At 72.1% G+C, this 20,525-nt stretch carries 18 protein-coding genes; 10 read left to right on the forward strand and 8 right to left on the reverse strand.

Annotation, left to right across the window (positions count from 1 at the left end; all coding sequences use genetic code 11):
- Positions 1 to 163: 163 nt before the first annotated feature.
- A complete protein-coding gene (locus ACFXOA_RS19355) occupies positions 164 to 1,024 on the reverse strand; it encodes a hypothetical protein (protein WP_385029527.1) in 861 nt (286 codons plus the stop codon).
- A gap of 205 nt (positions 1,025 to 1,229) precedes the next feature.
- Here ACFXOA_RS19355 and ACFXOA_RS19360 point away from each other — a divergent pair, with 205 nt between their 5' ends.
- Entirely contained in the window at positions 1,230 to 2,135 is a 906-nt protein-coding gene (locus ACFXOA_RS19360) for an oxygenase MpaB family protein (RefSeq protein WP_385029530.1), read from the forward strand.
- A 29-nt stretch (positions 2,136 to 2,164) separates the two neighbouring features.
- Here ACFXOA_RS19360 and ACFXOA_RS19365 read toward each other — a convergent pair whose 3' ends face one another.
- On the reverse strand, positions 2,165 to 2,764 hold the full coding sequence (locus tag ACFXOA_RS19365) for a class I SAM-dependent methyltransferase (protein WP_385029533.1): 600 nt from the start codon (positions 2,762 to 2,764) through the stop codon (positions 2,165 to 2,167).
- Positions 2,765 to 2,925: 161 nt separating this feature from the next.
- Here ACFXOA_RS19365 and ACFXOA_RS19370 point away from each other — a divergent pair, with 161 nt between their 5' ends.
- From ACFXOA_RS19370 to ACFXOA_RS19405, 8 genes are all read left to right on the forward strand, one after another.
- Positions 2,926 to 3,723, forward strand: a complete 798-nt coding sequence (locus ACFXOA_RS19370; RefSeq protein WP_385029536.1) for an MHYT domain-containing protein — start codon at positions 2,926 to 2,928, stop codon at positions 3,721 to 3,723.
- A gap of 77 nt (positions 3,724 to 3,800) precedes the next feature.
- Positions 3,801 to 6,350 (forward strand): nitrate- and nitrite sensing domain-containing protein, encoded by a 2,550-nt coding sequence (locus ACFXOA_RS19375; protein ID WP_385029539.1) that lies wholly within the window; start codon positions 3,801 to 3,803, stop codon positions 6,348 to 6,350.
- Positions 6,347 to 6,784, forward strand: coding sequence for a roadblock/LC7 domain-containing protein (locus ACFXOA_RS19380; RefSeq protein ID WP_385029542.1), 438 nt, complete (start codon positions 6,347 to 6,349; stop codon positions 6,782 to 6,784). Before ACFXOA_RS19375 ends, ACFXOA_RS19380 begins: the two co-directional genes overlap by 4 nt.
- A 13-nt stretch (positions 6,785 to 6,797) precedes the next feature.
- On the forward strand, positions 6,798 to 7,259 hold the full coding sequence (locus ACFXOA_RS19385; RefSeq protein WP_385029545.1) for a DUF742 domain-containing protein: 462 nt from the start codon (positions 6,798 to 6,800) through the stop codon (positions 7,257 to 7,259).
- 175 nt (positions 7,260 to 7,434) lie between these two features.
- On the forward strand, positions 7,435 to 8,070 hold the full coding sequence (locus tag ACFXOA_RS19390; RefSeq protein WP_385029547.1) for an ATP/GTP-binding protein: 636 nt from the start codon (positions 7,435 to 7,437) through the stop codon (positions 8,068 to 8,070).
- Between the two features lie 189 nt (positions 8,071 to 8,259).
- A complete protein-coding gene (locus ACFXOA_RS19395) occupies positions 8,260 to 8,670 on the forward strand; it encodes a roadblock/LC7 domain-containing protein (protein ID WP_385029760.1) in 411 nt (136 codons plus the stop codon).
- A 409-nt stretch (positions 8,671 to 9,079) separates the two neighbouring features.
- Complete coding sequence (locus ACFXOA_RS19400; RefSeq protein WP_385029550.1) at positions 9,080 to 9,568, forward strand: GNAT family N-acetyltransferase; 489 nt, start codon at positions 9,080 to 9,082, stop codon at positions 9,566 to 9,568.
- Between the two features lie 198 nt (positions 9,569 to 9,766).
- On the forward strand, positions 9,767 to 10,405 hold the full coding sequence (locus ACFXOA_RS19405) for an LAETG motif-containing sortase-dependent surface protein (protein ID WP_385029553.1): 639 nt from the start codon (positions 9,767 to 9,769) through the stop codon (positions 10,403 to 10,405).
- 163 nt (positions 10,406 to 10,568) lie between these two features.
- Here ACFXOA_RS19405 and ACFXOA_RS19410 read toward each other — a convergent pair whose 3' ends face one another.
- Positions 10,569 to 12,659 carry a SpoIIE family protein phosphatase gene (locus ACFXOA_RS19410; RefSeq protein ID WP_385029557.1) on the reverse strand — a complete coding sequence of 697 codons (2,091 nt, stop codon included), beginning with the start codon at positions 12,657 to 12,659 and terminating at the stop codon, positions 10,569 to 10,571.
- A gap of 179 nt (positions 12,660 to 12,838) precedes the next feature.
- Here ACFXOA_RS19410 and ACFXOA_RS19415 point away from each other — a divergent pair, with 179 nt between their 5' ends.
- Complete coding sequence (locus ACFXOA_RS19415) at positions 12,839 to 13,894, forward strand: enoyl-CoA hydratase/isomerase family protein (protein ID WP_385029560.1); 1,056 nt, start codon at positions 12,839 to 12,841, stop codon at positions 13,892 to 13,894.
- Between the two features lie 156 nt (positions 13,895 to 14,050).
- Here the strand turns inward: ACFXOA_RS19415 and ACFXOA_RS19420 are convergent, their stop codons facing one another.
- The 5 genes from ACFXOA_RS19420 to ACFXOA_RS19440 form a co-directional block, all read right to left on the reverse strand.
- The gene (locus tag ACFXOA_RS19420; RefSeq protein WP_385029563.1) at positions 14,051 to 15,532 is read right to left on the reverse strand and encodes a rhamnulokinase family protein; all 1,482 of its coding nucleotides are present in this window, start codon (positions 15,530 to 15,532) and stop codon (positions 14,051 to 14,053) included.
- 83 nt (positions 15,533 to 15,615) lie between these two features.
- Positions 15,616 to 17,661 carry a bifunctional aldolase/short-chain dehydrogenase gene (locus ACFXOA_RS19425; protein WP_385029566.1) on the reverse strand — a complete coding sequence of 682 codons (2,046 nt, stop codon included), beginning with the start codon at positions 17,659 to 17,661 and terminating at the stop codon, positions 15,616 to 15,618.
- 67 nt (positions 17,662 to 17,728) lie between these two features.
- Positions 17,729 to 18,895: an L-rhamnose isomerase gene (gene rhaI / locus ACFXOA_RS19430; RefSeq protein ID WP_385029569.1), complete on the reverse strand. Its 1,167-nt coding sequence runs from the start codon at positions 18,893 to 18,895 to the stop codon at positions 17,729 to 17,731.
- Positions 18,896 to 19,623: 728 nt separating this feature from the next.
- Positions 19,624 to 19,851 carry a hypothetical protein gene (locus ACFXOA_RS19435; protein ID WP_385029572.1) on the reverse strand — a complete coding sequence of 76 codons (228 nt, stop codon included), beginning with the start codon at positions 19,849 to 19,851 and terminating at the stop codon, positions 19,624 to 19,626.
- Positions 19,852 to 19,935: 84 nt separating this feature from the next.
- Positions 19,936 to 20,415, reverse strand: coding sequence for a hypothetical protein (locus ACFXOA_RS19440; RefSeq protein WP_385029575.1), 480 nt, complete (start codon positions 20,413 to 20,415; stop codon positions 19,936 to 19,938).
- Positions 20,416 to 20,525: the final 110 nt, after the last annotated feature.

The raw sequence follows: 20,525 nt of genomic DNA on the forward strand, positions 1-20,525 counted from the left end.
AGCGGACGGCGCCCGGTGCGACGCCGCGCGAGGCCGAACACGCCCCCTCGCGCCGGTCGGGTCCGGCGCACGCGACGGCCTGTCCCCAGCCGTGGAGCCACCGTTCCGGACACCGCGCCGGGGCGGTGTCCGGCCGCCCCGGTCCGACGGGAGCGGTCCCCCGTCAGGAAGGGCGGACCGCCAGGGCATCGAGTGACTCCAGCAGTCCTGGCAGCTCCGGACCGCGGTGCACCGGGATGATCTCGCCCGGTTCCTCGTCGAGAAGGACGAAGGCGATGTCGTCAGTCCTCGCCACGAGGGACCAGCCCGGCCCGTCCACGCGGAGCGTACGGGCTCCGCCCGGCGCGAAGGCCGACCTGATCCTGCCGGGCGGCGGCGGGGAGCCCACGTACGCCCGTGCGGCGGCGAGCGCTCGGCGCACACCGGGGTGCTGACCGGAGGCCACGGCTTCGGGCGCGTCAGCCCCACCGTCCTCCGCCTCCTGCTCGCCGGGGCCGGGATCGGCCTCCCCCGGTTCGCTCCCACCGTCGATCTGCCCCCGCCACAGGGCCCACTGGAGCGCGATCTCGTCGGCACCGAGCCGTCGCTGCGCCGGCCCCCAGACCTCGGTGTCCGGCGGGGTCAGCGGAGCGGGGGCCTCACCCTCCTCGGCGGGGTCGGGCAGGGGGTCGTGGGGCTCGGGTACGCCGGGCGCCGCGACGGCGAGGGCGAGCGGCCATCCCGGCAGCGCGCAGACCACCGACCGGTCGTCGGGGGAGAGGTCGTACTCCATCCCGCAGTCCCACGCGGCGATGGCGACGGCCACCAGCGAGACGTCCTCGACGACGACCGTCCAGCGGGCGCCGGAACCGTCCTGGCCGAGCACCAGGCCGTAGCCTTCCGCGAACGGCTCCAGCCCCAGGGACTCGCAGGAGGCCACGTAGTCGTCGCCGAGCACGCTGGGAAACTGCGCGGGGGTCAGCAGCACCGCGGTCAGCACAAAGAGCGCGTCGTCCTCCGCGACCGTGTCGTCCGTCCCAGCCACAGCACCCATCCTCATCCCAGATCGCTTGGTCCGTCGGCGCACCTTAACTACTGGGTAACCCTCTCGTCGAGGCCCTGACAAGGGAAGACGTGGAGGCGGCCACCGGTCCCGGCATGGTCCGGGCAGGCCGACGCGCCCCTGGCGCCATGGTGCCCGCACCCCGCCGCCCGTAGGGTTGTGGCTCCGGCGGACGAGGGGGGACGGCATGACGAAGAGGTACGAGCGGCTGAGGGAGATCCGGCGTCTGGACCCCGAGAAGGACTTCCTGGAGATCTACCGGCTCACCGTGACCTGTGAATTCCCCTGGGACATCACCCGCGCCCTCGAACTCGCCCTGTACCGGACCTACGCGGTACCCAGCATCGGCCGACTGCTGGCGCGGACGGCGGAACTGACGGAACGTTCACAGAAGCGATACGACGACACCGCACTGCTCCTGGACACGGTGCTCGAGCACGGCTTCGAGAGCGACCGGGGCCGCACCGCCATCCGCCGGATCAACGCGATGCACCGCAGCTACGACATCAGCAACGACGACATGCGCTACGTCCTGTGCACCTTCGTCGTCACGCCCAAACGCTGGCTCGACACCTACGGCTGGCGGAAGCTGTCCGGCCACGAAGTGCGCGCCTTCGCCGCGTACTACCGCACCCTGGGTGCCCGGATGGGCATCCAGGACCTGCCGCAGACCTATGACGACTTCGAGCGTCTCCTGGAGGCGTACGAGAACGAGCACTTCGGCTGGGACGAAGGGGCGCGCGCCGTCTCCGACGCCACGCTGGAACTGATGGGCTCCTGGTATCCGCGCCCGCTCGCCCCGCTGGTGCGCGGGGCGAGCCTCGCGCTGCTCGACGACTCGCTGCTGCGGGCCTTCCGGTACGAGCGACCGGGGCGGACCGCCCGCGGCCTGACCCGCGGGGCGCTACGGCTGAGGGCGCGGGCGGTCAGGCTGCTGCCGCCCCGCAGGGTGCCCCACTACGCCCGTCAGAACCCCGAGATCAAGGGCTATCGGGAGGGGTACGAGGTCGCGGACCTCGGCACCTTCCCCACCCCGGGCGTCAGGGGCTGCCCAGTGCCGCATCCCCGTTCGAACGGCTCACCCGGCGCCTGACCTTCGAGGCCGACCGGTCCGCCGACCGCTCAGCCGGTGCGCACCGCCGGCACCAGGAACCTGCTGTCCTCGTCGACGTAACCGGTGCAGTGCCAGCCCGCCTCCGCCAGCAGCGGGACGAGCCTGGACTCAGCCCTGAGATCGTCGTCGGCGAGGTCCCTGCCGTGCCTGGCCGCGAGAGCCGCCCGGCCGACGGGATGGAACAGTGCCAGCCGGCCGCCGGGGCGGACCACGCGGGCCAGCTCCCGCAGCCCCTGGAGCGGCTCCGGGAGGTGCGAGATCAGCCCGGCGGCGAACACGGCGTCCGCGGAGCCCGTGCGCAGCGGGAGCCGCGTGACGTCCGCCAGCAGCAGCGAACCGTACGCCTGCCTCCCCGCCAGCCTCGCCCGGTCAAGCATCGCCGGCGTCAGATCGGCCGCCACGACCGTGCCCCCGGCTCCCACCGCCGCACGCAGGGCCGGCAGCGCACGCCCCGTGCCGCACCCCGCGTCGACCACCGTGTCGCCGGGACCCAGCCCGAGCACGTCCACCGCGGCTGCGTACGCGGGGCCGTCGTCGGGAAAGCGGCTGTCCCAGCCCGCCGCGCGCGTCGTGAAGAAGTCCTGTACGTGCGTGTGGTCATAGGCCATGAGGAGATGATCGCGCAGCCCGGAGCCGGGCGAAACGTATCGCGTCGGCGTACTCGTCCGGACGCCGGCCGATCGGCGGCACACCACTCTCTGTCATCTCCCAGCACCTTTCGAAACGCGGCGCCGTTGTGCCGTCCGCCGCGGGCTAGCCTCCCGGACCCATGGGACACCTGGACCACGCCGCCTTCGGCTGGCTTACCCCCGTGCTGTCGTACGCGATGGCCTCGATCGGCGCCGCCCTCGGGCTGCGCTGTACCGTGCGTGCGCTCGGAGCCCGTGGCCGCTCCCGCCGGAACTGGCTGCTCACCGCCGCATCGGCTCTCGGAACCGGGATCTGGACGATGCACTTCGTCGCCATGCTCGGCTTCGGGGTCACCGGCACCGACATCCGCTACGACGTGCCGCTCACCCTTCTCAGCCTGCTGGTCGCGATGCTCGTCGTGGGAGCGGGCGTCTTCATGGTCGGCTACGGCCGCAATCGCCCCGCCGCCCTCCTCGCAGGGGGCCTCACCACCGGTCTCGGTGTCGCGAGCATGCACTACCTGGGTATGGCCGCCCTGAGGCTCCACGGCGTCGTCACGTACGACCCGGGGCTCGTCGCGGCCTCCGTCGCCATCGCCGTCGTCGCCGCCACCGCTGCTCTGTGGGCAGCCCTCAACATCAGGTCGCCCCGGGCCGTCGCCCTCGCCTCCCTCGTCATGGGCGCGGCAGTGAGCAGCATGCACTACACGGGGATGCTCGCCGTCGGTGTCCGGGTCGCTCCGTCCGGAGCCGCCCTCCCGGGGGCCACGGTGATGCAGTTCATCTTCCCGCTCGCCGTGGGACTCGGCTCGTACCTCTTCCTCACCTCGGCGTTCGTCGCGCTGTCGCCCGCCGCGAGGACCCGCCAGGCCGAGCCGGCACCCCCCGCCCGGAGCGGCGTCGCCCTCGCCCGGCGGGAGAGGGCCGTGGCCCCCTGAGAGCCACCGGCCCCGTGGCGGGCCCCGGCCACAAGGCAGTTCGGGGCGGAGAGCTCCCCATCCGGAACGAGGAGGCCATGCGCACACCCCGCACGACGACCACGGACCCCGGCCCACCCGCCGACGGGCCCGCGAACCCGCCACGCGGACGGCGCGCGCACGCGGGACCGCCCGCGGACGAGGGCCAAGGGCACGAGGCGGGACCGCCCCCGACCGGCGGACAGCCGCCGGGACGGATCTCGCTGCGCCCCAGGACGGTACGGGCGAAGATCATCTCCCTGCTGATGGTCCCGGTGGTCTCCCTGCTGGCTCTGTGGGGCTTGGCCACCGTCACCACCGCCCAGGACCTGGCCCGTCAGCGCGACGTCCGACGGGTGGACGAGACCGTCCTGACGCCCGTGGCCTCAGCCGTCCAGGCGCTGCAGGACGAACGCACCGCCGCGGTGCGACAGCTGGCCGAACCCGGCGACGGCCACGCCGCCCAGCTGGAGCGACGAGTGAGCCGCACCGACGGGGCGCTGGGCGCGCTGCGTCTGGGAGAGGACCACAGCGTCGCCGACGCCGGCTTCCTTCCCGCCGAAGCGGCGGCCCGTCTCCGCGCCTTCCTGGACCGTGCGCGCGACCTCGCCCCCCTGCGGGCCCGCCTCCTGGACGCGCGGGGCGCGGACACCGGCGCGGCCTCGGGCACGGACGACGCCTACACCCGTTACACCTCGACCATCGAGGCCGCCCTCCGGGTCCCCGGAGCCCTGACCTCGGGCCAGGACTCACCGACCGGCTCCGCCCCTCGCGTCCTTCTCGAACTGACCCGCAGCGGGGAGATGCTGGCCCGCGAGGAGAGCCTGCTCGCGGCCGCCGCACTCACCGGCACCCTGGAAGGGCAGCGGCTGCACCTGTTCGGCGAGGCCGTGGCGAGCCGCAGGGCGCTCGCCGAAGCCGCCGGGAGCGATGTCCCCGGCGCCGGCCGGGAGGCCTGGCTCGGACTTGCCGGCAGCGGCGCCTATCGGAGGCTCCAGGCGGCTGAGGACACCGTCCTGGCCGCGCGGCCGGGACGCCTCGCGGCGGCGGCGGTCTCACCCGGGGCCTGGGGGCGAGACGCCGGAGCCGTCCAGGAGGGACTGCGTTCCATCGGCCGGCCGGCGAAGAACGGCGCCACCGCCGACGCGCTCCCCCTCGCCCGCGTGCTGTCCACCCCGTCCGGCGCGGCCGTACTCCTGGGATTCCTCGCGGTGGCCGCCTCGTTGCTCATCTCCGTACGGATCGGCCGGGCGCTCGTCGTCGAGCTCGTCGGCCTCCGGGACAGCGCCCTGGAGATCGCACGGCACAAACTGCCCCACGCCATGCGCCGACTGCGCGCCGGTGAGGAGATCGACGTACGGCGGGAGGCGCCCACCGCCCGGACGTCGCACGACGAGATCGGGCAGGTGGGAGAGGCACTGGACACCGTGCACCGCGCGGCACTCGACGCGGCCGTGGAACGCGCCGAACTGGCCGGAGGCATCTCCGGCGTCTTCGTGAACCTCGCCCGGCGCAGCCAGGTGCTCGTCCACCGCCAACTGGCCCTGCTGGACGGAATGGAACGGCGCACCGACGATCCGGGCGAACTCGGCGACCTCTTCCGCCTCGACCACCTGACCACCCGCATGCGCAGACACGCGGAGAGCCTGATCATCCTCTCGGGCGCCGCGCCCGGACGCGCCTGGCGGATGCCCGTACCCCTCACCGACGTCGTCCGCGCGGCGGTCTCCGAGATCGAGGACTACGCGCGGGTCGAGGTGAGGCCGCTCCCGGACGCCGCCGTCAAAGGCGTGGCGGTGGCCGACCTCACCCACCTGCTGGCCGAACTCGTCGAGAACGCGGCACAGTTCTCACCGCCCCACACCAAGGTACGGATCAGTGGCGAACCGGTGGGCAACGGGTACGCCCTGGAGATCGAGGACCGGGGCCTCGGCATGGGCAGGGAACTCCTGGACGAGGCCAACAGGCGTGTCGCACAGTCCGACACGCTCGACCTGTTCGACAGCGACCGGCTCGGTCTCTTCGTCGTCAGCCGACTGTCCGCCCGCCACCAGGTCAAGGTCCAGTTGCGCACCTCCGCCTACGGCGGGACCACCGCCGTGGTGCTCCTGCCCACCGCGTTGCTGCGCGTCGGCCCCCCGGGTGGCTCGCCGACCGCCGCCGACCCGCCGGCCACCACGACCGAGGTGGTGAGGGAGGACCTCGGCTCCCGGACCGGACCACGTGCCGCAGAGTTCCCCACGCCCGTCGCCGTCCCCGCCCTCGAGCCGCGCGAGCCGGCCGGCGGGGGCGCTCAGGCACGCCCGCCCAGGCCGGCCGTCCAGGTCGACCGGCAGGCGGCCGAGGAGGACGGCACGCTGCCGCGTCGGATCCGGCAGGCCAGTCTCGTCCCGCAACTCCGAGAACAGCGGCCCTCCGAGGAAGACGGCCCGGATCCCGACGCACCGGGCTCCCCGGCCGCACGCACACCCGAACTGGCGCGCGCTCGCATGACGGCGTACCGCGACGGGTGGGTGCGCGGGGGAGGCACCCTGCCGGGTGCCCAGTCCCCGCCCGCGGTCCCCGCCCCGGCGCCGTCACGCACGCACACCGAAGGAGACCCTGCATGATCGTGAACCACAGGCCCGGAAGGGCTTCCCGCCGCACGGGCGAACTCGACTGGCTCCTCGACGATCTGGTCGCACGAGTCACCGACATCCGCCACGCCGTCGTCCTGAGCAACGACGGCCTCGCCGTGGGGTCGTCCGAAGCGCTGAGCCGGGAGGACGCCGAGCACCTCGCGGCGGTGGCCTCGGGTTTCAACAGCCTCGCGAAGGGGACGGGCCGGCATTTCGGTGTCGGCGGCGTCCGGCAGACGATGGTCGAGATGGACGACGGTTTCCTCTTCGTCGCCGCCGCCGGGGACGGCTCCTGCCTCACCGTCCTCAGCACCGCGTCCGCGGACATCGGACTGGTGGCCTACGAGATGGCGCGCCTGGTGAAGCGCGTCGGGGAGCACCTGGCCTCCCCGGTCAGACTCGCCGGGCCGCCGGCGGCAGGCTGAGGAAGGCACACGCATGGGCGAGGGCGGACCGCCGTTCGGGGGCACGGTTCCACGACCACCGGACGGCGGACGCGGCGACGGCGGCGCGACGGCCGCACCGGACGGCAGCCGGTGGTACGACGCCGAGGCAGGTCCTCTGGTCAGGCCGTACGCGGTCACGGGCGGCAGGACGGAGGGGGCGACCGGTGTCCGGTTCGACCTGATGGCTCTCGTGGCGGCCGGGAGCGGTACGGACGGCGAGGGCTACGCGCTGCTGGGGCCCGAGCACCGGTCCCTGCTCTCACTCTGCCGTGAGGAGCCCCAGTCGGTGGCGGAACTGTCCGCCGAAGCCGATCTGCCCGTAGGCGTGGTCCGGGTGCTGCTCGGCGACCTCCTCGAAGCCGGGTGCGTACGGGTCAGCATGCCCGTGCCGCCGGCGTACCTGCCCGACGAGCGCATCCTGCGCGAAGTGATCGACGGCCTCCGGGCGCTCTGAGCGCATCGGTGGTGATCGTGCACCGCGCGCATTCGCAGTGGAATGCGAACGCGTCCGGGCGCGGAGCGATTTCGTTCGGACAGATCCGTGGGAATCCGTTCACCGCCTCCGGACACCCGCCCCTGATTGTCATGCTGTCGCCCCTACCGATGGCCTTTCGCGGAAGAAGTGGTCGATGTCGTCCGAGAACCTGCACAGCACGGTCGAGGAAGAGTCCGTGGAATCCGGCGCGCTCGCACTGAAGATACTGGTGGCCGGTGGCTTCGGGGCCGGGAAGACCACCCTCGTCGGCGCGGTGAGCGAGATCCGGCCGCTGCGGACCGAGGAACTGCTCAGCGAGGCCGGAGAGTCCGTGGACGACACCGGCCCGGTGGCCCGGAAGACGACCACGACCGTCGCCATGGACTTCGGAAGGATCACCATCCGTTCCGGTCTGTCCCTCTATCTGTTCGGCACCCCCGGTCAGGACCGCTTCTGGTTCCTGTGGGACGAGCTCTCCCAGGGCGCGCTCGGTGCCGTCGTGCTGGCCGACACCCGCCGGCTGGAGGACTGCTTCCCGGCGGTCGACTACTTCGAGCACCGGCGTATCCCGTTCGTCGTGGCCGTCAACTGCTTCACGGGAGCGCGTACGTACGCCGAGGACGACGTCTCACGCGCACTCGACCTCGACCGGGGCACCCCCGTCGTCCTGTGCGACGCGCGCGACCGCGACTCCGGCAAGGAGGTGCTGATCCGCATGGTCGAATACGCCGGGCGGATGCACACCGCGCGGCTCCTCGACTCCGTCGGCCACGGCGCGGAATCTGCGTGACAGCCGGGCCGGTCTCCGGAGGTCCGCACGCTCGCACGGTCCGGACGAGCGTGCGCGACGCCGTTCCGGGGTGTGCGGAGGCGTGGCGTGAAGCAGCGCCTCCGGGGCGGGGACGCGCTTGCCCGCGGGCAGGCCGTACGCAAGGCTTGCGCGGGACGCGGGGAACAGATGAACGGGGAGGACGCACACATGGCGCTGGAACGGGGACTTGACTGGCTCCTCGATGATCTGACCGGAAGGGTCGAGCACATCCGGCATGCCCTGGTGCTGTCGAACGACGGGCTGGTGACCGGGGCCAGCACGAGCCTCGCCCGGGAGGACGCCGAGCACCTGGCGGCCGTGTCCTCGGGGCTGCAGAGCCTGGCCCGCGGATCAGGCCGCCACTTCGGGGCAGGCCGCGCCCGTCAGACCATGGTGGAGTTCGACGAGGCCATGCTCTTCGTGACGGCCGCGGGGGACGGCAGTTGCCTGTGCGTGCTGAGCGCGGCCGAGGCGGACGTGGGGCAGGTCGCCTACGAGATGACCCTGATGGTCAACCGGGTCGGTGAGCACCTCGGCGTCGCGACGCGGCAGGGCGCCGACCGATTCGATCGGCTCTGACCGCGACTTCCCCGGTCCGGGAGGGGTTTCCACAAGCCGGCGAGAACCGCCGCCCCCCGCTACGTCGGTCGCACCGGGTGACCGGCTCACGGGAGGAGCGGGGCAGGCATGGTTCCGAGGCCGGCAGCAGGCGCGGCCCGGGCTCCACGTGAGTGGACGCGGCCCCCTCGCCGGGACGCCGCCCGAAGCAGCCTCCCTCCGCGGCCGAAACCACGGGCGGCCGCGAGCCCTCGGCCAGGACACGACGCCGGATGATCCGGACGAAGTCATGCCGCGACAGGCGCACCCCCGGTCGCGCGCACCACCGGCCGCGAGCGCTGGGAGGCGGCCGGCCCGGCAGCGCGGGCCTCTCGCGGCCGAGGACGATAAATCAGTTGCCGGGTGCGGGTCGTCGCCGCATCGTGACCCCATGCTGATCAGAGAAGCCGACCCCGCGGACTGGCCCGCGATCTGGCCCTTCTTCCGGACCATCGTCGCAGCGGGCGACACCTTCACCTACCCCGTGGACCTCGAGGAGAGCGATGCCCGGGAGTGGTGGCTCGTCCCCGCCCCCGCTCGTGCGGTCGTCGCGGTCGACGACGACGGCACCGTACTCGGCACGGCCAAGATGAACAGGAACCACATGGGCAACGCCTCTCACATCGCCAGCGCGAGCTACATGGTCTCCCCGGAGCATTCCGGCAGGGGCGTGGGCCGGGCGCTGTGCCGGTACACCGTGGACTGGGCGCGTACTTCGGGCTACCGGGCCATGCAGTTCAACGCCGTGGTGGAGACGAACACCCGCGCGGTCGGGCTCTACCGCTCCCTCGGCTTCGACGTCATCGGGACCCTGCCGGAGGGGTTCAACCATCCCACCGAGGGCTATGTGGGACTGCACATCATGCACAAGCCCCTCTGAACAGAGGCGACGGCGACCGGGACAAGAAGTGGGGGAGTGGCTTCCGGCCATCCTGAAGTGTCCGGCATGTCACAAGTGGCGGCGGTCTGGGCGCGGTTGGCACCTCATTGAGCAGGGGCGGGTGTGGCCTCCGGGACGGCGGGCAGTACTGTGCGCCCCACCGCCATTCAGCGGTGAACTCATATGGAGGAAGAATCCATGACCATACCCAGGAGATCGTGGCGAGGCGCGGGAGCATTCGCGGCCGCCGCGGTTGCCGGCCTGGCGGGCGGGGTCATCTCCGCCGGTCCGGCCGCAGCTCACACCCCCACCTGGGCCGTGACCTGCTCCGAAGTGTCGCTCGACCTGACGGCCTACAACTCCGGGGTCACCAATGAGGTGACCGTGTCGATCGTGGACGGGGAAGTTCTGCTTCCCACGACCAAGTTCGGCCGGGAGTTCAGGACCGACAAGCCGCTCCAGCTCCCGAAGCACGACAAGGAGCTGACGGTCCACCTCGTCGTCAAGGCCGGCGACGGCGCCAACTTCTCGCGGGACGAGACGAAGACCGCACCGGTCTGCGAAGAGGACACCCCTCCGCCCGCGTCGACCGAGAAGCCTTCCGAGAAGCCCAGCACCGAGCCGCCGACCTCGGCCCCGAAGGCGAGCGAGACGCCGAGCGAGACCGCCACCGAGGCCGCGCCCGCAGCGGCCGAGCCCAGCAGCAGCGCGCCCGACCTGGCCGAGACCGGTTCGTCGTCCGCGACGCCGATCATCGGCGGAGCCGCGTTCGCGGTCCTGCTCGCCGGCGGCGGCATCCTGTGGTCCGTCCGCAAGCGGCGCGGCGCCCAGCACTGACGCGTCCGACGCCTTCCGGCACCGAGGTGTCCGACACCGACGTACCGGACGGGGGTGCACCGCAAAGTCCCCGTTGCGGTTCACCCCCGCCGCGTTCGCCCGCTCTCTCTGCGACGGGGTCGTACGAACCATGTGCCGCAACGCGCTCGCACGGACACGCGGATCAGGAGCCGGGCCCGATCTCGCACCAGACGGCCTTCCCCTCGCCCCGCGGCTCGATGCCCCACCGTTCGGCCACCGCGTCGAGCAGGAGCAGACCACGCCCCGACGTCGAGGTCTCGCCCGGGGTACGGCGTCGTGGCCACACGCTCGACCGGTCCTGCACCGACAGCCGGATGCGCCTGACAGGCTCCGGCAGCACTTCCAGGGTCAGTACCGCGCCACCCTCCGTATGGAGCAGGACGTTGACCAGAAGCTCCCCGGTCACCAGCTCCGCGTCGTCCGCGAGCGCCGCCAGATCCCAGTCCGCCAGCGCCTGACGGACGATCGACCGGGCCTCCGACAGCCCTTGCGGATCCGCCTGGTGGATGTACTGATGGAGCCTCGGCGCACTCGCCGACCCGACATCCGGACTGCGCCGCAGAACCAGCAACGCGACGTCGTCCCCCGAACCCCACTGCTCCCACAGGCGATCCGACAGATGGTCCGCCAGCGCCTCGGCGCCGTCGGGGCCTTCGCTCACCTCACGGATCAGCGCGGCGACCCCGGCGTCCACATCGGCGCCCGGCTCCTCCACCAGACCGTCCGTGTACAGGACGAGCGTCTCCCCGGGCACCAGATCGAGGCGGGTCTCGGGGAACTCCTCGTCCTGGAAGTGGGTGGAGATGCCGAGCGGCAGCCCTCCACGGACCTGCGGAGCGCCCACCCGCCCGTCGGTGTGCCTGATCAGCGGCCCGAAGTGTCCGGCCCTCGCCACCCGCACCGCACCGGTGGCGAGATCCACCTGCGCGTACGTGGTCGTGGCGAACCGGTCGGTGTCCAGCTCCGCCAGGAACCGTGAGGCCCGCGCGAGAACCGTCGCCGGAGCATGGCCCTCGGCCGCGTACGCGCGCAGGGCGATGCGGAGCTGACCCATGATCGCCGCCGCGTGTGTGTCGTGCCCCTGCACGTCGCCCACCACGACGCCGATCCGGTGGCGGGGCAGCGTGATCACGTCGTACCAGTCCCCGCCCACCTCCCGTCCGCTCCAGGCCGAGTGGTAGCGGACCGCGATCTCGCCGCCCTCCACCGCCTGGATGCGCCGTGGCAGCATCGCCGACTGGAGGCCGGTGGCGAACTCACGCTCCTCGTCGAACAGGATGGCCCGCTGCAGGGACTGGGCGACGATGGCCGCCAGGCCCAGGCAGAGGATCCTCTCGTCCGCGCTGAACGCGGTGCGGTCACGGTAGAAGAGCGCGAGACCTCCGAGCGTGCGCGCCTGGGCGATCAACGGCAGGTAGGCGACTGCGCGGAAGTCCAGTTCGCCGGCGTGGGGTTCGAGCACGGGATAGCGCCTGACCAGCTCGGAGAGCGAGGTGATGAACCGCGGCCGCCCGCTCAGAACCGTGTCCCCGAGCGGCAGCGCCGGATTCAGCCGCCCGGAGCCCAGACCCTCGACGGCCTCGACCGAGTCGCCGCTCAGCGCGATGATCCTCAGCGCGGAGTTCTCCACCAGGCCGAGCGCGAGCCCGTCCGCGCCGATCCCGACCAGCCCGCCCGGGCCGGTGAGGGCCGCTGTCACGTCGTCGACGGTGACAGCGCGTGACATCGCAGTGGTGGTGCGTTCGACGATGCCGGTCTGACGACGGCGTCTCTTCTCCAGGTCCAGCACGAAGGCCGAATGGGTGACCTCGGCGGTCGCGTCCCGCACCAGACCGATGACACGGCGCGCACGACCGTCCCCGGTCCGCAGGATCCGCGCCTGGACGTGGGTCCACTGCCGGGTGCCGTCCTCCATCGGCACCTGGAAGTGGACACTGTAGGAGTCGCCGCCGCCCCAGAGCGCCTCGTCGAGGGTCACGTCCAGGCGCGCCCGGTCCGAGTCGTCCAGCCGGGCGACCAGCGCCGACGGCGATCCGTCGAACGAGGCGGGATCGAGGCCGAGGACCGTCAGTCCGGCGTCGTCGAAATCCACGGTCCCGGCGTCCAGATCCCATTCGAAGCTGCCCGTCCGGTTCAGGGCGAGGCGCTCGGACGTCCCGGTCGTGCCCATGCCCCGGGCCGACCGGCGCCATGGCGCGGCGTCGTCGTCTGCTCGCCGTGAAGAGTCGGTCATGCCTGCTCCGGAGGTTGTCCGGCGGTCAGGCCGGACGTCGCGGCCCGTAGGCCTCAATTGTCGAGCCCTCGATGCCCGAATGCCACAGCGCTACGAACGCGGACCCGGCGTGAGGGCCACGCGGGGCCCGTCGCACAATGGCAACCGGAGACCGTCCACGGCCCACCCGGAGCGCACGCATGAACAACGACGAACCCGTCCTCCTCCAGCGGGAGGGAAGCGTCCTGCGTATCACCCTCAACCGCCCACGGGCCCTGAACGCCCTCACCCACGACATGGTGCTCCGCCTCCGTGAAACGCTGCACGCGGCCGCCACCGACGACGCGGTCACCGCGGTCGTGCTGGACGGGGCAGGCGGACGCGGCCTCTGCGCGGGTGGCGACATCCGCTCGATCCACGAGGACGCCCGAGCCGGCGGTCACGCCTCGTTCGCCTTCTGGCGTGACGAGTACATCCTCAACGCCCGGATCGCCGCGTTCCCGAAGCCGTACGTGGCGCTGATGGACGGCATCGTGATGGGCGGAGGGGTGGGCGTGTCGGCCCACGGCGACGTGCGTGTCGTCACCGAGCGTTCCCGTGTCGCGATGCCCGAGACCGGAATCGGCTTCGTCCCGGACGTCGGAGGAACCCACCTCCTGGCCCGGGCGCCGGGCGAGCTCGGCACCCACCTGGCGCTCACGGGCCGTCCCGTCGGCGCGGCCGACGCCCTCCTGTGCGGGCTCGCTGACCACTTCGTGCCCTCGGACCGGCTGGCCGGACTCACCGCCGAGCTCTCCCGCACCGGAGCCGCCGATGTGACGGACACCGTACGGCGCCACTCGGCCGCCGCGACCGGTGGAGAGCTCACCGGACAGCGGGAGTGGATCGACGAGTGCTACACCGCAGCCACCGTCGAGGAGATCATCGACCGGCTGGAGAACAGCGGAGTGCCCGAGGCGAAGGAGACCGCGGCCACGCTGCTCACCCTGTCACCCACCGCGCTCAAGCTGACCCTCGCCTCCGTACGCCGGGCGAGGGCACTCGGCGGCCTCGAAGCGGTCCTCGACCAGGAGTTCCGGGTCTCCTGCCGGGCTTTCGCCGGGCATGACCTGGTGGAGGGGGTGCGTGCCCGGATCATCGACAAGGACCGGACACCTCGCTGGAGCCCGGCCCGGCTCGCGGATGTCACCGATGCCGAGGTGGCCCGCCACTTCGAGCCGCTCGGCGATCAGGAACTGGGGCTGGCAGCGGCCTGACCCGCACCGGCGGCCTCCGCCGACGCCGGCCGGCCGCGCTCGCACCGGCCGGCTCCGCACGGTCCTGGAGCCGGAGACCCGGCACGAGGACCGCACCCAGGGCCTCCCGTTCGGATCATGCCGGGCTCGCGTGCCTGGTGAAGGACCCCAGCCCGGTCAGACCACCACGGACAGCCGGTCGGCGGCCCGGTCCCAAGCGGCGGAGTCACCCTGCGGGGTGTAGTGACGCAGCCCCTGGGTGCGCGCCACCAGCCCGCGCACGTCCGCCAGGCCACCGACCAGCCCCCGTGCCCGTGCCTGCAGCAGCACATTGCCCAAGGCGGTCGCCTCGGCGGGGCCCGCGGTGACGGGCAGGCCCGTCGCGTCCGCCGTCCACTGACACAGCAGCTCGTTGCGCGAACCACCGCCGACCAGATGGACCCGGCGGATCTCCTGGCCCGCCAGGGAAGCGGCCTCGCGCAGAGTCCTGCGATGGGCCAGGGCAAGACTCTCCAGCACGCAACGCACATAGCCTCCGCGCCCCGCGGGCGCGGGCTGGCCGGTCCTGGACAGCGCCGCGTCGATCCGCGACGGCATGTCTCCCGGCGCCAGGAACACCGGATCGTCGGGATCGATCACCGCGGCGAACGGCCGCGAACGCGCCGCGTCCGCAAGGAGGCCGGAGAGGTCCGTGGGAGCGCCGTCCCGCTCCCACGCACGACGGCACTCCTCCAGCAGCCACATCCCCATGATGTTGCGGAGGTAGCGCACCGTGCCGTCCACACCGCGCTCATTGGTGAAGTTCGCCGCCCTCGACTCCTCGCTCAGCACCGGCGCCTCCAGTTCGAGGCCGGCCAGCGACCAGGTCCCGCACGACACGTACGCGAATCCCGGTTCCGTGGCGGGAACCGCCACCACCGCCGACGCGGTGTCGTGCGAGGCGACGACGGTCACCGGGGTGTCGGGCGGCAGGCCGGTGTACGAGGCCACGTGCGGCAGCAGCACGCCGGCCCGCTCACCCGGCCGCCGAAGCGCGGGGAACAGCGAACGCTCCAGACCCAGCCGCTCGATGAGCGTGTCCGACCACCGGCCGGTACACGCGTCCAGCAGGCCCGTCGTCGAAGCGTTCGTCTCCTCCGCCCCCAGCGAACCCGTGAGCCAGTACACGAGCAGATCCGGGATCAGCAGCAGTGTCCGGGCCGTCGGCCACTGTGCGGAGGAGCGGTGTGCCGCGAGCTGGAAGAGCGTGTTGAAAGGCAGGTGCTGCAGTCCGTTGGCGCCGTACAGCTCCTCCGCGCCGAAGCGGCCGAGGACCTCGTCCGCCGCGGGCGCGTTGCGCGCGTCACGGTAGTGGAAGGGGAGGCCGAGCAGGGATCCGTCCGAGTCCAGAAGGCCATAGTCCACGGCCCACGTGTCCACGCCCACGGAGGCGACGGGACCGAGCCGCGCCGCTGAGCGCAGACCGTCCAGGATGCCCTGGTACAGGGAGAGCACGTCCCAGTGGAGCCCGTCGGGAAGCTCCACAGGGGTGTTGGTGAAACGGTGCACCTCGTTCAGCACCAGGGTCTCCGGGCCGACCCGTCCGGTGATGACCCGGCCGCTGGTGGCACCGAGGTCAACCGCGGCGAAAACCGGATCGTTCGTGGAACTCGCAGGCATGGCAATCTCATCCGATCAAGACGGGGAGCCGCGCCCCGGACAGGTACGCGAAGGCGTCCGGGGCGCGGCCGAGTGGCACGGCGTCAGCGCAGGAAGGCCGCCGCCACCCCGGCGTCGACCGGAATGTGCAGGCCGGTGGTGTGGGTGAGGTCCCCGCCCGTCAGCGCGAAGACGGCGTTCGCGACGTGCTCGGGCAGCACCTCGCGCTTGAGGATCGTGCGCTGGGCGTAGAACTCGCCGAGCTTCTCCTCCTCGATCCCGTACGTCGCGGCGCGCTGGGCCCCCCAGCCCGCCGCGAAGATGCCGGAGCCGCGGACCACCCCGTCAGGATTGACCCCGTTGACCCGGATGCCGTGCTCCCCGAGTTCGGCGGCCAGCAGACGGACCTGGTGTGCCTGGTCGGCCTTGGTGGCCGAGTAGGCGATGTTGTTCGGGCCCGCGAACACGGCGTTCTTGGACGCGATGTAGACGATGTCGCCGCCGAGGTTCTGGGACCGCATCACGCGGGCCGCCTCGCGCGAGACCAGGAAGGACCCACGCGCCATGATGTCGTGCTGAAGGTCCCAGTCCCGCGCCGTGGTCTCCAGCAAGGGTTTGGAGATCGAGATCCCGGCGTTGTTCACGACCAGGTCGACTCCGCCGAAGGCCAGCGCGGCCGCCTCGAACGCCTCCACCACGGCGTCCTCGGAAGTGACGTCCACGGTCACCGCGACAGCCTTGTCCGGGCCGCCGAGCTCATCGGCGACCGCCGTGGCGGCCGCGGTGTTCAGGTCCGCGACGACGACGCACGCTCCCTCGGCGACCAGCCGCCGGGCGATGGCCTTGCCGATGCCCGACCCGGCTCCGGTGACGAGCGCCACCCGGGTGGCCAGCGCCTTCGGTTTCGGCATACGGCGGAGCTTGGCCTCCTCCAGTTCCCAGTACTCGATGCGGAACTTCTCGGACTCCTCGATCGGAGCGTAGGCGGATACCGCCTCGGCCCCGCGCATCACGTTGACGGCATTGAGGTAGAACTCCCCGGCGACCCGGGCGGTCTGCTTGTCCTTGCCGTACGAGAACATCCCGACACCGGGCACCAGCACGATCGCGGGGTCGGCGCCTCGCATCGGCGGCGAGTCGGGTGCGGCGTGGCGCTCGTAGTAGGAGCGGTACGCCTCCCGGTACTCCTCGTGGAGCACCCGGAGCCGGGCGACCGCCTCGTCCAGTGGTGCGTCGGCCGGCAGGTCGAGCACCAGCGGGCGGACCTTGGTCCGCAGGAAGTGGTCGGGGCAGGACGTGCCGAGGGCCGCGAGCCGGGGGTGCTCGGCTCGTGACAGGAAGTCCAGCAGGGGCTCCGCGTCGGTGAAGTGCCCCACCTGGGGACGGTCCGTGGAGGCCAGCCCGCGGATGACCGGGGCGAGCGCAGCGGCCCGTTCCCGGCGAGCGCTCCCACCGAGCGCCTCCCGGCCGGGGAGGACGGGACCGAAGGGTTCCGCCCGCCCGCGCTCCTCGAGGAAGGTCTCGGCCGTCCGGATCATCCACAGGGCGTTGCTCTCACACTCCTCGGACGTGCTGCCCCACGCGGTGATGCCGTGACCTCCCAGGACCACCCCGACGGCCTGCGGGTTCGCCTCCTTGACCGCCGCGATGTCGAGGCCCAGCTGGAACCCTGGCCGCCGCCAGCCCACCCACGCCACCTTGTCGCCGAAGCACTCGGCGGTCAGTTTCTCGCCGTCGGCGGCACAGGCCAGCGCGATGCCGGAGTCGGGGTGGAGATGGTCCACGTGCGCCGCTTCGACCAGCGCGTGCATGGCGGTGTCGATCGACGGCGCCGCACCCCCCTTGCCGTGCAGGCAGTAGTCGAACGCCGCGACCATCTCGTCCTCGCGCTCGACCCCCGGGTACACCCCCTTGAGGGCGCGCACCCGGTCCAGCCGGAGGACCGCGAGGCCGTCCTCGGTCAATGTCCCCAGGTCACCGCCCGACCCCTTGACCCAGAGGAGGTCGGCCCGGCCTCCGGTGACCGGATCGGTCTCCGTCGCCTTGGCCGAGGTGTTGCCACCCGCGTAGTTGGTGTTGCGGGGATCGGAGCCGATCCGGTGGGCGCGCTCCAGGAGCGCGGCGACCTCGGGGTGCGTCGCGGACGTCATGGGGTTTCCTTCGGTGGGGAGGACGGGCGGGTACGGCGGGGGCTGTCCGGGGCGGGGGAGCGGTGGATCAAGCTCCCCAGCCCGCCTGGTCGCCCCCGACGCGGTCGGCTGCGATGCGCGCCTGGTTCCCGGACGCGAGATAGGCCCCGAACGGGTCGCGATCCAGGCCGAGTTCCTCACGGACATCGGCGAGAAGCGGCCTCACGTCCGTGTTGAACGCGTCCATCAGCACCCCGTTGGCCGCGAGGACGTCACCGGACCGCTGTGCGCCGGCCAGGGCCTCGGTGTCGATCAGCAGTGCCTTCGCCGTGGCCTCCTGGACGTTGGTGACCGAGCGGATGACGGCGGGGATCTTCGCCTCGATGTTGTGGCACTGGTCGAGCATGAAGTTGACGTCGGCCGCGGGATCGAGGCCGCCGTTCCTGACCACCTCGTGCATGATCCGGAAGAGCTGGAACGGGTCCGCGGCACCCGCCATCAGGTCGTCGTCCGCGTAGAAACGGGAGTTGAAGTCGAAGGCTCCGAGCTTTCCCTCACGCAGCAGGAACGCCACGATGAACTCGATGTTCGTGCCCGGCGCGTGGTGTCCGGTGTCGACGACGACCTGGGCCTTCGGCCCGAGCTTGAGGCAGTGGGCGTACGAGGTACCCCAGTCGGGGACGTCGGTGGTGTAGAAGGCCGGTTCGAAGAGCTTGTACTCCAGCAGCATCCGCTGGTCTTCCCCGAGCCGCCCGTACACCTCGGTGAGGGCCTCGGCCAGGCGGTCCTGCCGGCCGACGATGTCGTCCTGACCCGGATAGTTGGTGCCGTCCGAGAACCACAGCTTGAGATCGGGCGAGCCGGTGGCGTCCATGATGTCGACACACTCGAGCAGATGGTCGGTCGCCTTGCGCCGGATCTTCGGATCCGGGTGGGTGACCGAGCCGAGCTTGAAGTCGTCGTCCTGGAAGACGTTGGAGTTGATCGCGCCGATTCTCAGTCCCAGGTCCTCGGCATGGCCGGCCAGTGCCGCGTAGTCGTCCACCCTGTCCCACGGGATGTGCAACGACACCTTGGGTGCGACCCCGGTGTAGGCGTGGACCTGCGCCGCGTCCGCCAGCTTCTCGAAGGGATCGCGCGGCACACCGGGCTGGGCGAAGACCTTGAAACGGGTCCCCGAGTTTCCGTACCCCCAGGACGGCGTCTCTATGACCTGAGACTTCAAAGCTGCCTTGACGGCCGACACATCAGACATGAGCACCTCGTAAGCAGAGCATCCGGCGATCGGTCGGGATCGAGGATGTGAATCGTTTCATCTGCCGCGTACGCTAGGTTTCACCGCTGTTGCGCGTCAAGGTGTCCGTCGCGTTTTCCTGGTGGTTTGAATCAATTCACCACAGCCGGACGCGTCAACGGCGCCCTCTCCGCGCGGGCATGCGCGGCATGGGGCACATGTCGTGGATGCGCGGACGCGGAGCTCGCCGGCGCCGGACCCGTCGGACGCCCTCCGCTCGACGAACTGTTCCCAGGACCGCGGCCAGTCCGGTGCGCGAGGGGTCCGCTTCCCTGTCGAGGGCTGCTGCGTCCCCCCCATGCCCGCCCGGGAGAGCAAGCAGGCGAGCAGGCGCCCTTGAGATGGTTCCGGACAGGCACGCGCACGGCGCCTGTCGCACAGCGGGTGGCGAGGTGGCGGGCGAGGGCGGACTCAGGTCACCAGGAAATGCGAACGGGCAGACCGTCCCCCTCGGATGCCCGTGGACACGACGACCTGCGCGTGAGACGGCGTGGGCCTCCGGAACTCGGCCGATGGCCCGTTCCGGTCCGAAGGCGCTCGGCCCGGGACGCCCCGACGCCCGCCTGCCGCATGCAACTGCGGTCGGCCGACCCGTCCGGCGGCTGCGCGCCCGACGAGTCGCTCCGCCCGGTCAGGCACAACGGGGCGGGCGGCGCATCACTCCGGAGCGGCACCACCGTGAGGAGCTCTCACCGGCCGGAACCCGACACGCTCGGCTGCATCTCACGCACGAGCGCGAAGAAGCGGTCCTCGTTGCCCGCGAGCCCGGCCAGGCGCAGAGCCTCGTCGGCCTCCTCCATCGGGGAGGAGAGAACCGGCATGTACAGCGGCGCGTCCTCAGGCGAGGCGAGCGCGGCACGGGTGGCCGCCAGCAAGCGGATGTAGGCCTGTGCCGCGGCGACTTCGGCTTGGTGCATCTCAGCATCTCCCCCTCGGAGGTGTCGGACCGTCAAGGATCCCTCATGGGTCTGACAATCGCCGTACGGCGCCGCCGGACGGACTCAGGCGCGAAGTCCGGCCGGCGGCTCGACCTCGAGGAACCGGCGCCGGCGTCGGCCGCGGTACGACAGGACCGTCCAGCCCAGTCGCCGCAGCGCTGCGCCACAGCCGCTCAGGGCCTCCTCCTCGTCGTGGACCGCGCCGCTCCCCGGAGGACCGGCCCACTCGACTCTCACGGAACCCGGCGTCCCGTCCTCGGACACGCGGTAGCCCGTGCGGGCGCGGTCGCCTGACGGGGTGAGCGCCGAGGCCGGGAAGCCCGCGGCCTCCAGGGCGAGCGCCACCGCCCTGAGCGGCCGGTGGAGCTCCCACAGGGCGGGCACGCCCTCCGGATGTGCGTGGTCGGAGCCTGTCAGCCTCCGGATCTGAAGCATCCCCTCGAAGGCGGTGCGTACCTCACCGGCGCGCTCGGCCGCCGCATCGCCGGGCACCGGACCGTCACCGGTGGCCGGTTCGAATCCGCCGTCCGGTGCCGTCACCATGTCTGCCCCCTTCGCCGGACAGCCGCTCGTTCAGCCAAGTGTGCCCCCGGGCACCGACAGCAGGACCCCCGCCTGCCCGGCGCGTGCCGCCGGCGCGCGCCGGCGGCACG

The sequence above is a fragment of the Streptomyces sp. NPDC059166 genome (genome assembly GCF_042755185.1).
In the GTDB taxonomy this organism is placed as follows: Bacteria; Actinomycetota; Actinomycetes; order Streptomycetales; family Streptomycetaceae; genus Streptomyces.

Excerpts from the sequence above, each read along its gene's own strand:
- ACFXOA_RS19360 (WP_385029530.1), top strand. The coding sequence starts at position 1,230 with ATGACGAAGAGGTACGAGCGGCTGAGGGAGATCCGGCGTCTGGACCCC.
- ACFXOA_RS19365 (WP_385029533.1), bottom strand. The coding sequence starts at position 2,764 with ATGGCCTATGACCACACGCACGTACAGGACTTCTTCACGACGCGCGCG.
- ACFXOA_RS19370 (WP_385029536.1), top strand. The coding sequence starts at position 2,926 with ATGGGACACCTGGACCACGCCGCCTTCGGCTGGCTTACCCCCGTGCTG.
- ACFXOA_RS19375 (WP_385029539.1), top strand. The coding sequence starts at position 3,801 with ATGCGCACACCCCGCACGACGACCACGGACCCCGGCCCACCCGCCGAC.
- ACFXOA_RS19380 (WP_385029542.1), top strand. The coding sequence starts at position 6,347 with ATGATCGTGAACCACAGGCCCGGAAGGGCTTCCCGCCGCACGGGCGAA.
- ACFXOA_RS19385 (WP_385029545.1), top strand. The coding sequence starts at position 6,798 with ATGGGCGAGGGCGGACCGCCGTTCGGGGGCACGGTTCCACGACCACCG.
- ACFXOA_RS19390 (WP_385029547.1), top strand. The coding sequence starts at position 7,435 with ATGTCGTCCGAGAACCTGCACAGCACGGTCGAGGAAGAGTCCGTGGAA.
- ACFXOA_RS19395 (WP_385029760.1), top strand. The coding sequence starts at position 8,260 with ATGGCGCTGGAACGGGGACTTGACTGGCTCCTCGATGATCTGACCGGA.
- ACFXOA_RS19400 (WP_385029550.1), top strand. The coding sequence starts at position 9,080 with ATGCTGATCAGAGAAGCCGACCCCGCGGACTGGCCCGCGATCTGGCCC.
- ACFXOA_RS19405 (WP_385029553.1), top strand. The coding sequence starts at position 9,767 with ATGACCATACCCAGGAGATCGTGGCGAGGCGCGGGAGCATTCGCGGCC.
- ACFXOA_RS19410 (WP_385029557.1), bottom strand. The coding sequence starts at position 12,659 with ATGACCGACTCTTCACGGCGAGCAGACGACGACGCCGCGCCATGGCGC.
- ACFXOA_RS19415 (WP_385029560.1), top strand. The coding sequence starts at position 12,839 with ATGAACAACGACGAACCCGTCCTCCTCCAGCGGGAGGGAAGCGTCCTG.
- ACFXOA_RS19420 (WP_385029563.1), bottom strand. The coding sequence starts at position 15,532 with ATGCCTGCGAGTTCCACGAACGATCCGGTTTTCGCCGCGGTTGACCTC.
- ACFXOA_RS19425 (WP_385029566.1), bottom strand. The coding sequence starts at position 17,661 with ATGACGTCCGCGACGCACCCCGAGGTCGCCGCGCTCCTGGAGCGCGCC.
- rhaI (WP_385029569.1), bottom strand. The coding sequence starts at position 18,895 with ATGTCTGATGTGTCGGCCGTCAAGGCAGCTTTGAAGTCTCAGGTCATA.
- ACFXOA_RS19435 (WP_385029572.1), bottom strand. The coding sequence starts at position 19,851 with ATGCACCAAGCCGAAGTCGCCGCGGCACAGGCCTACATCCGCTTGCTG.
- ACFXOA_RS19440 (WP_385029575.1), bottom strand. The coding sequence starts at position 20,415 with ATGGTGACGGCACCGGACGGCGGATTCGAACCGGCCACCGGTGACGGT.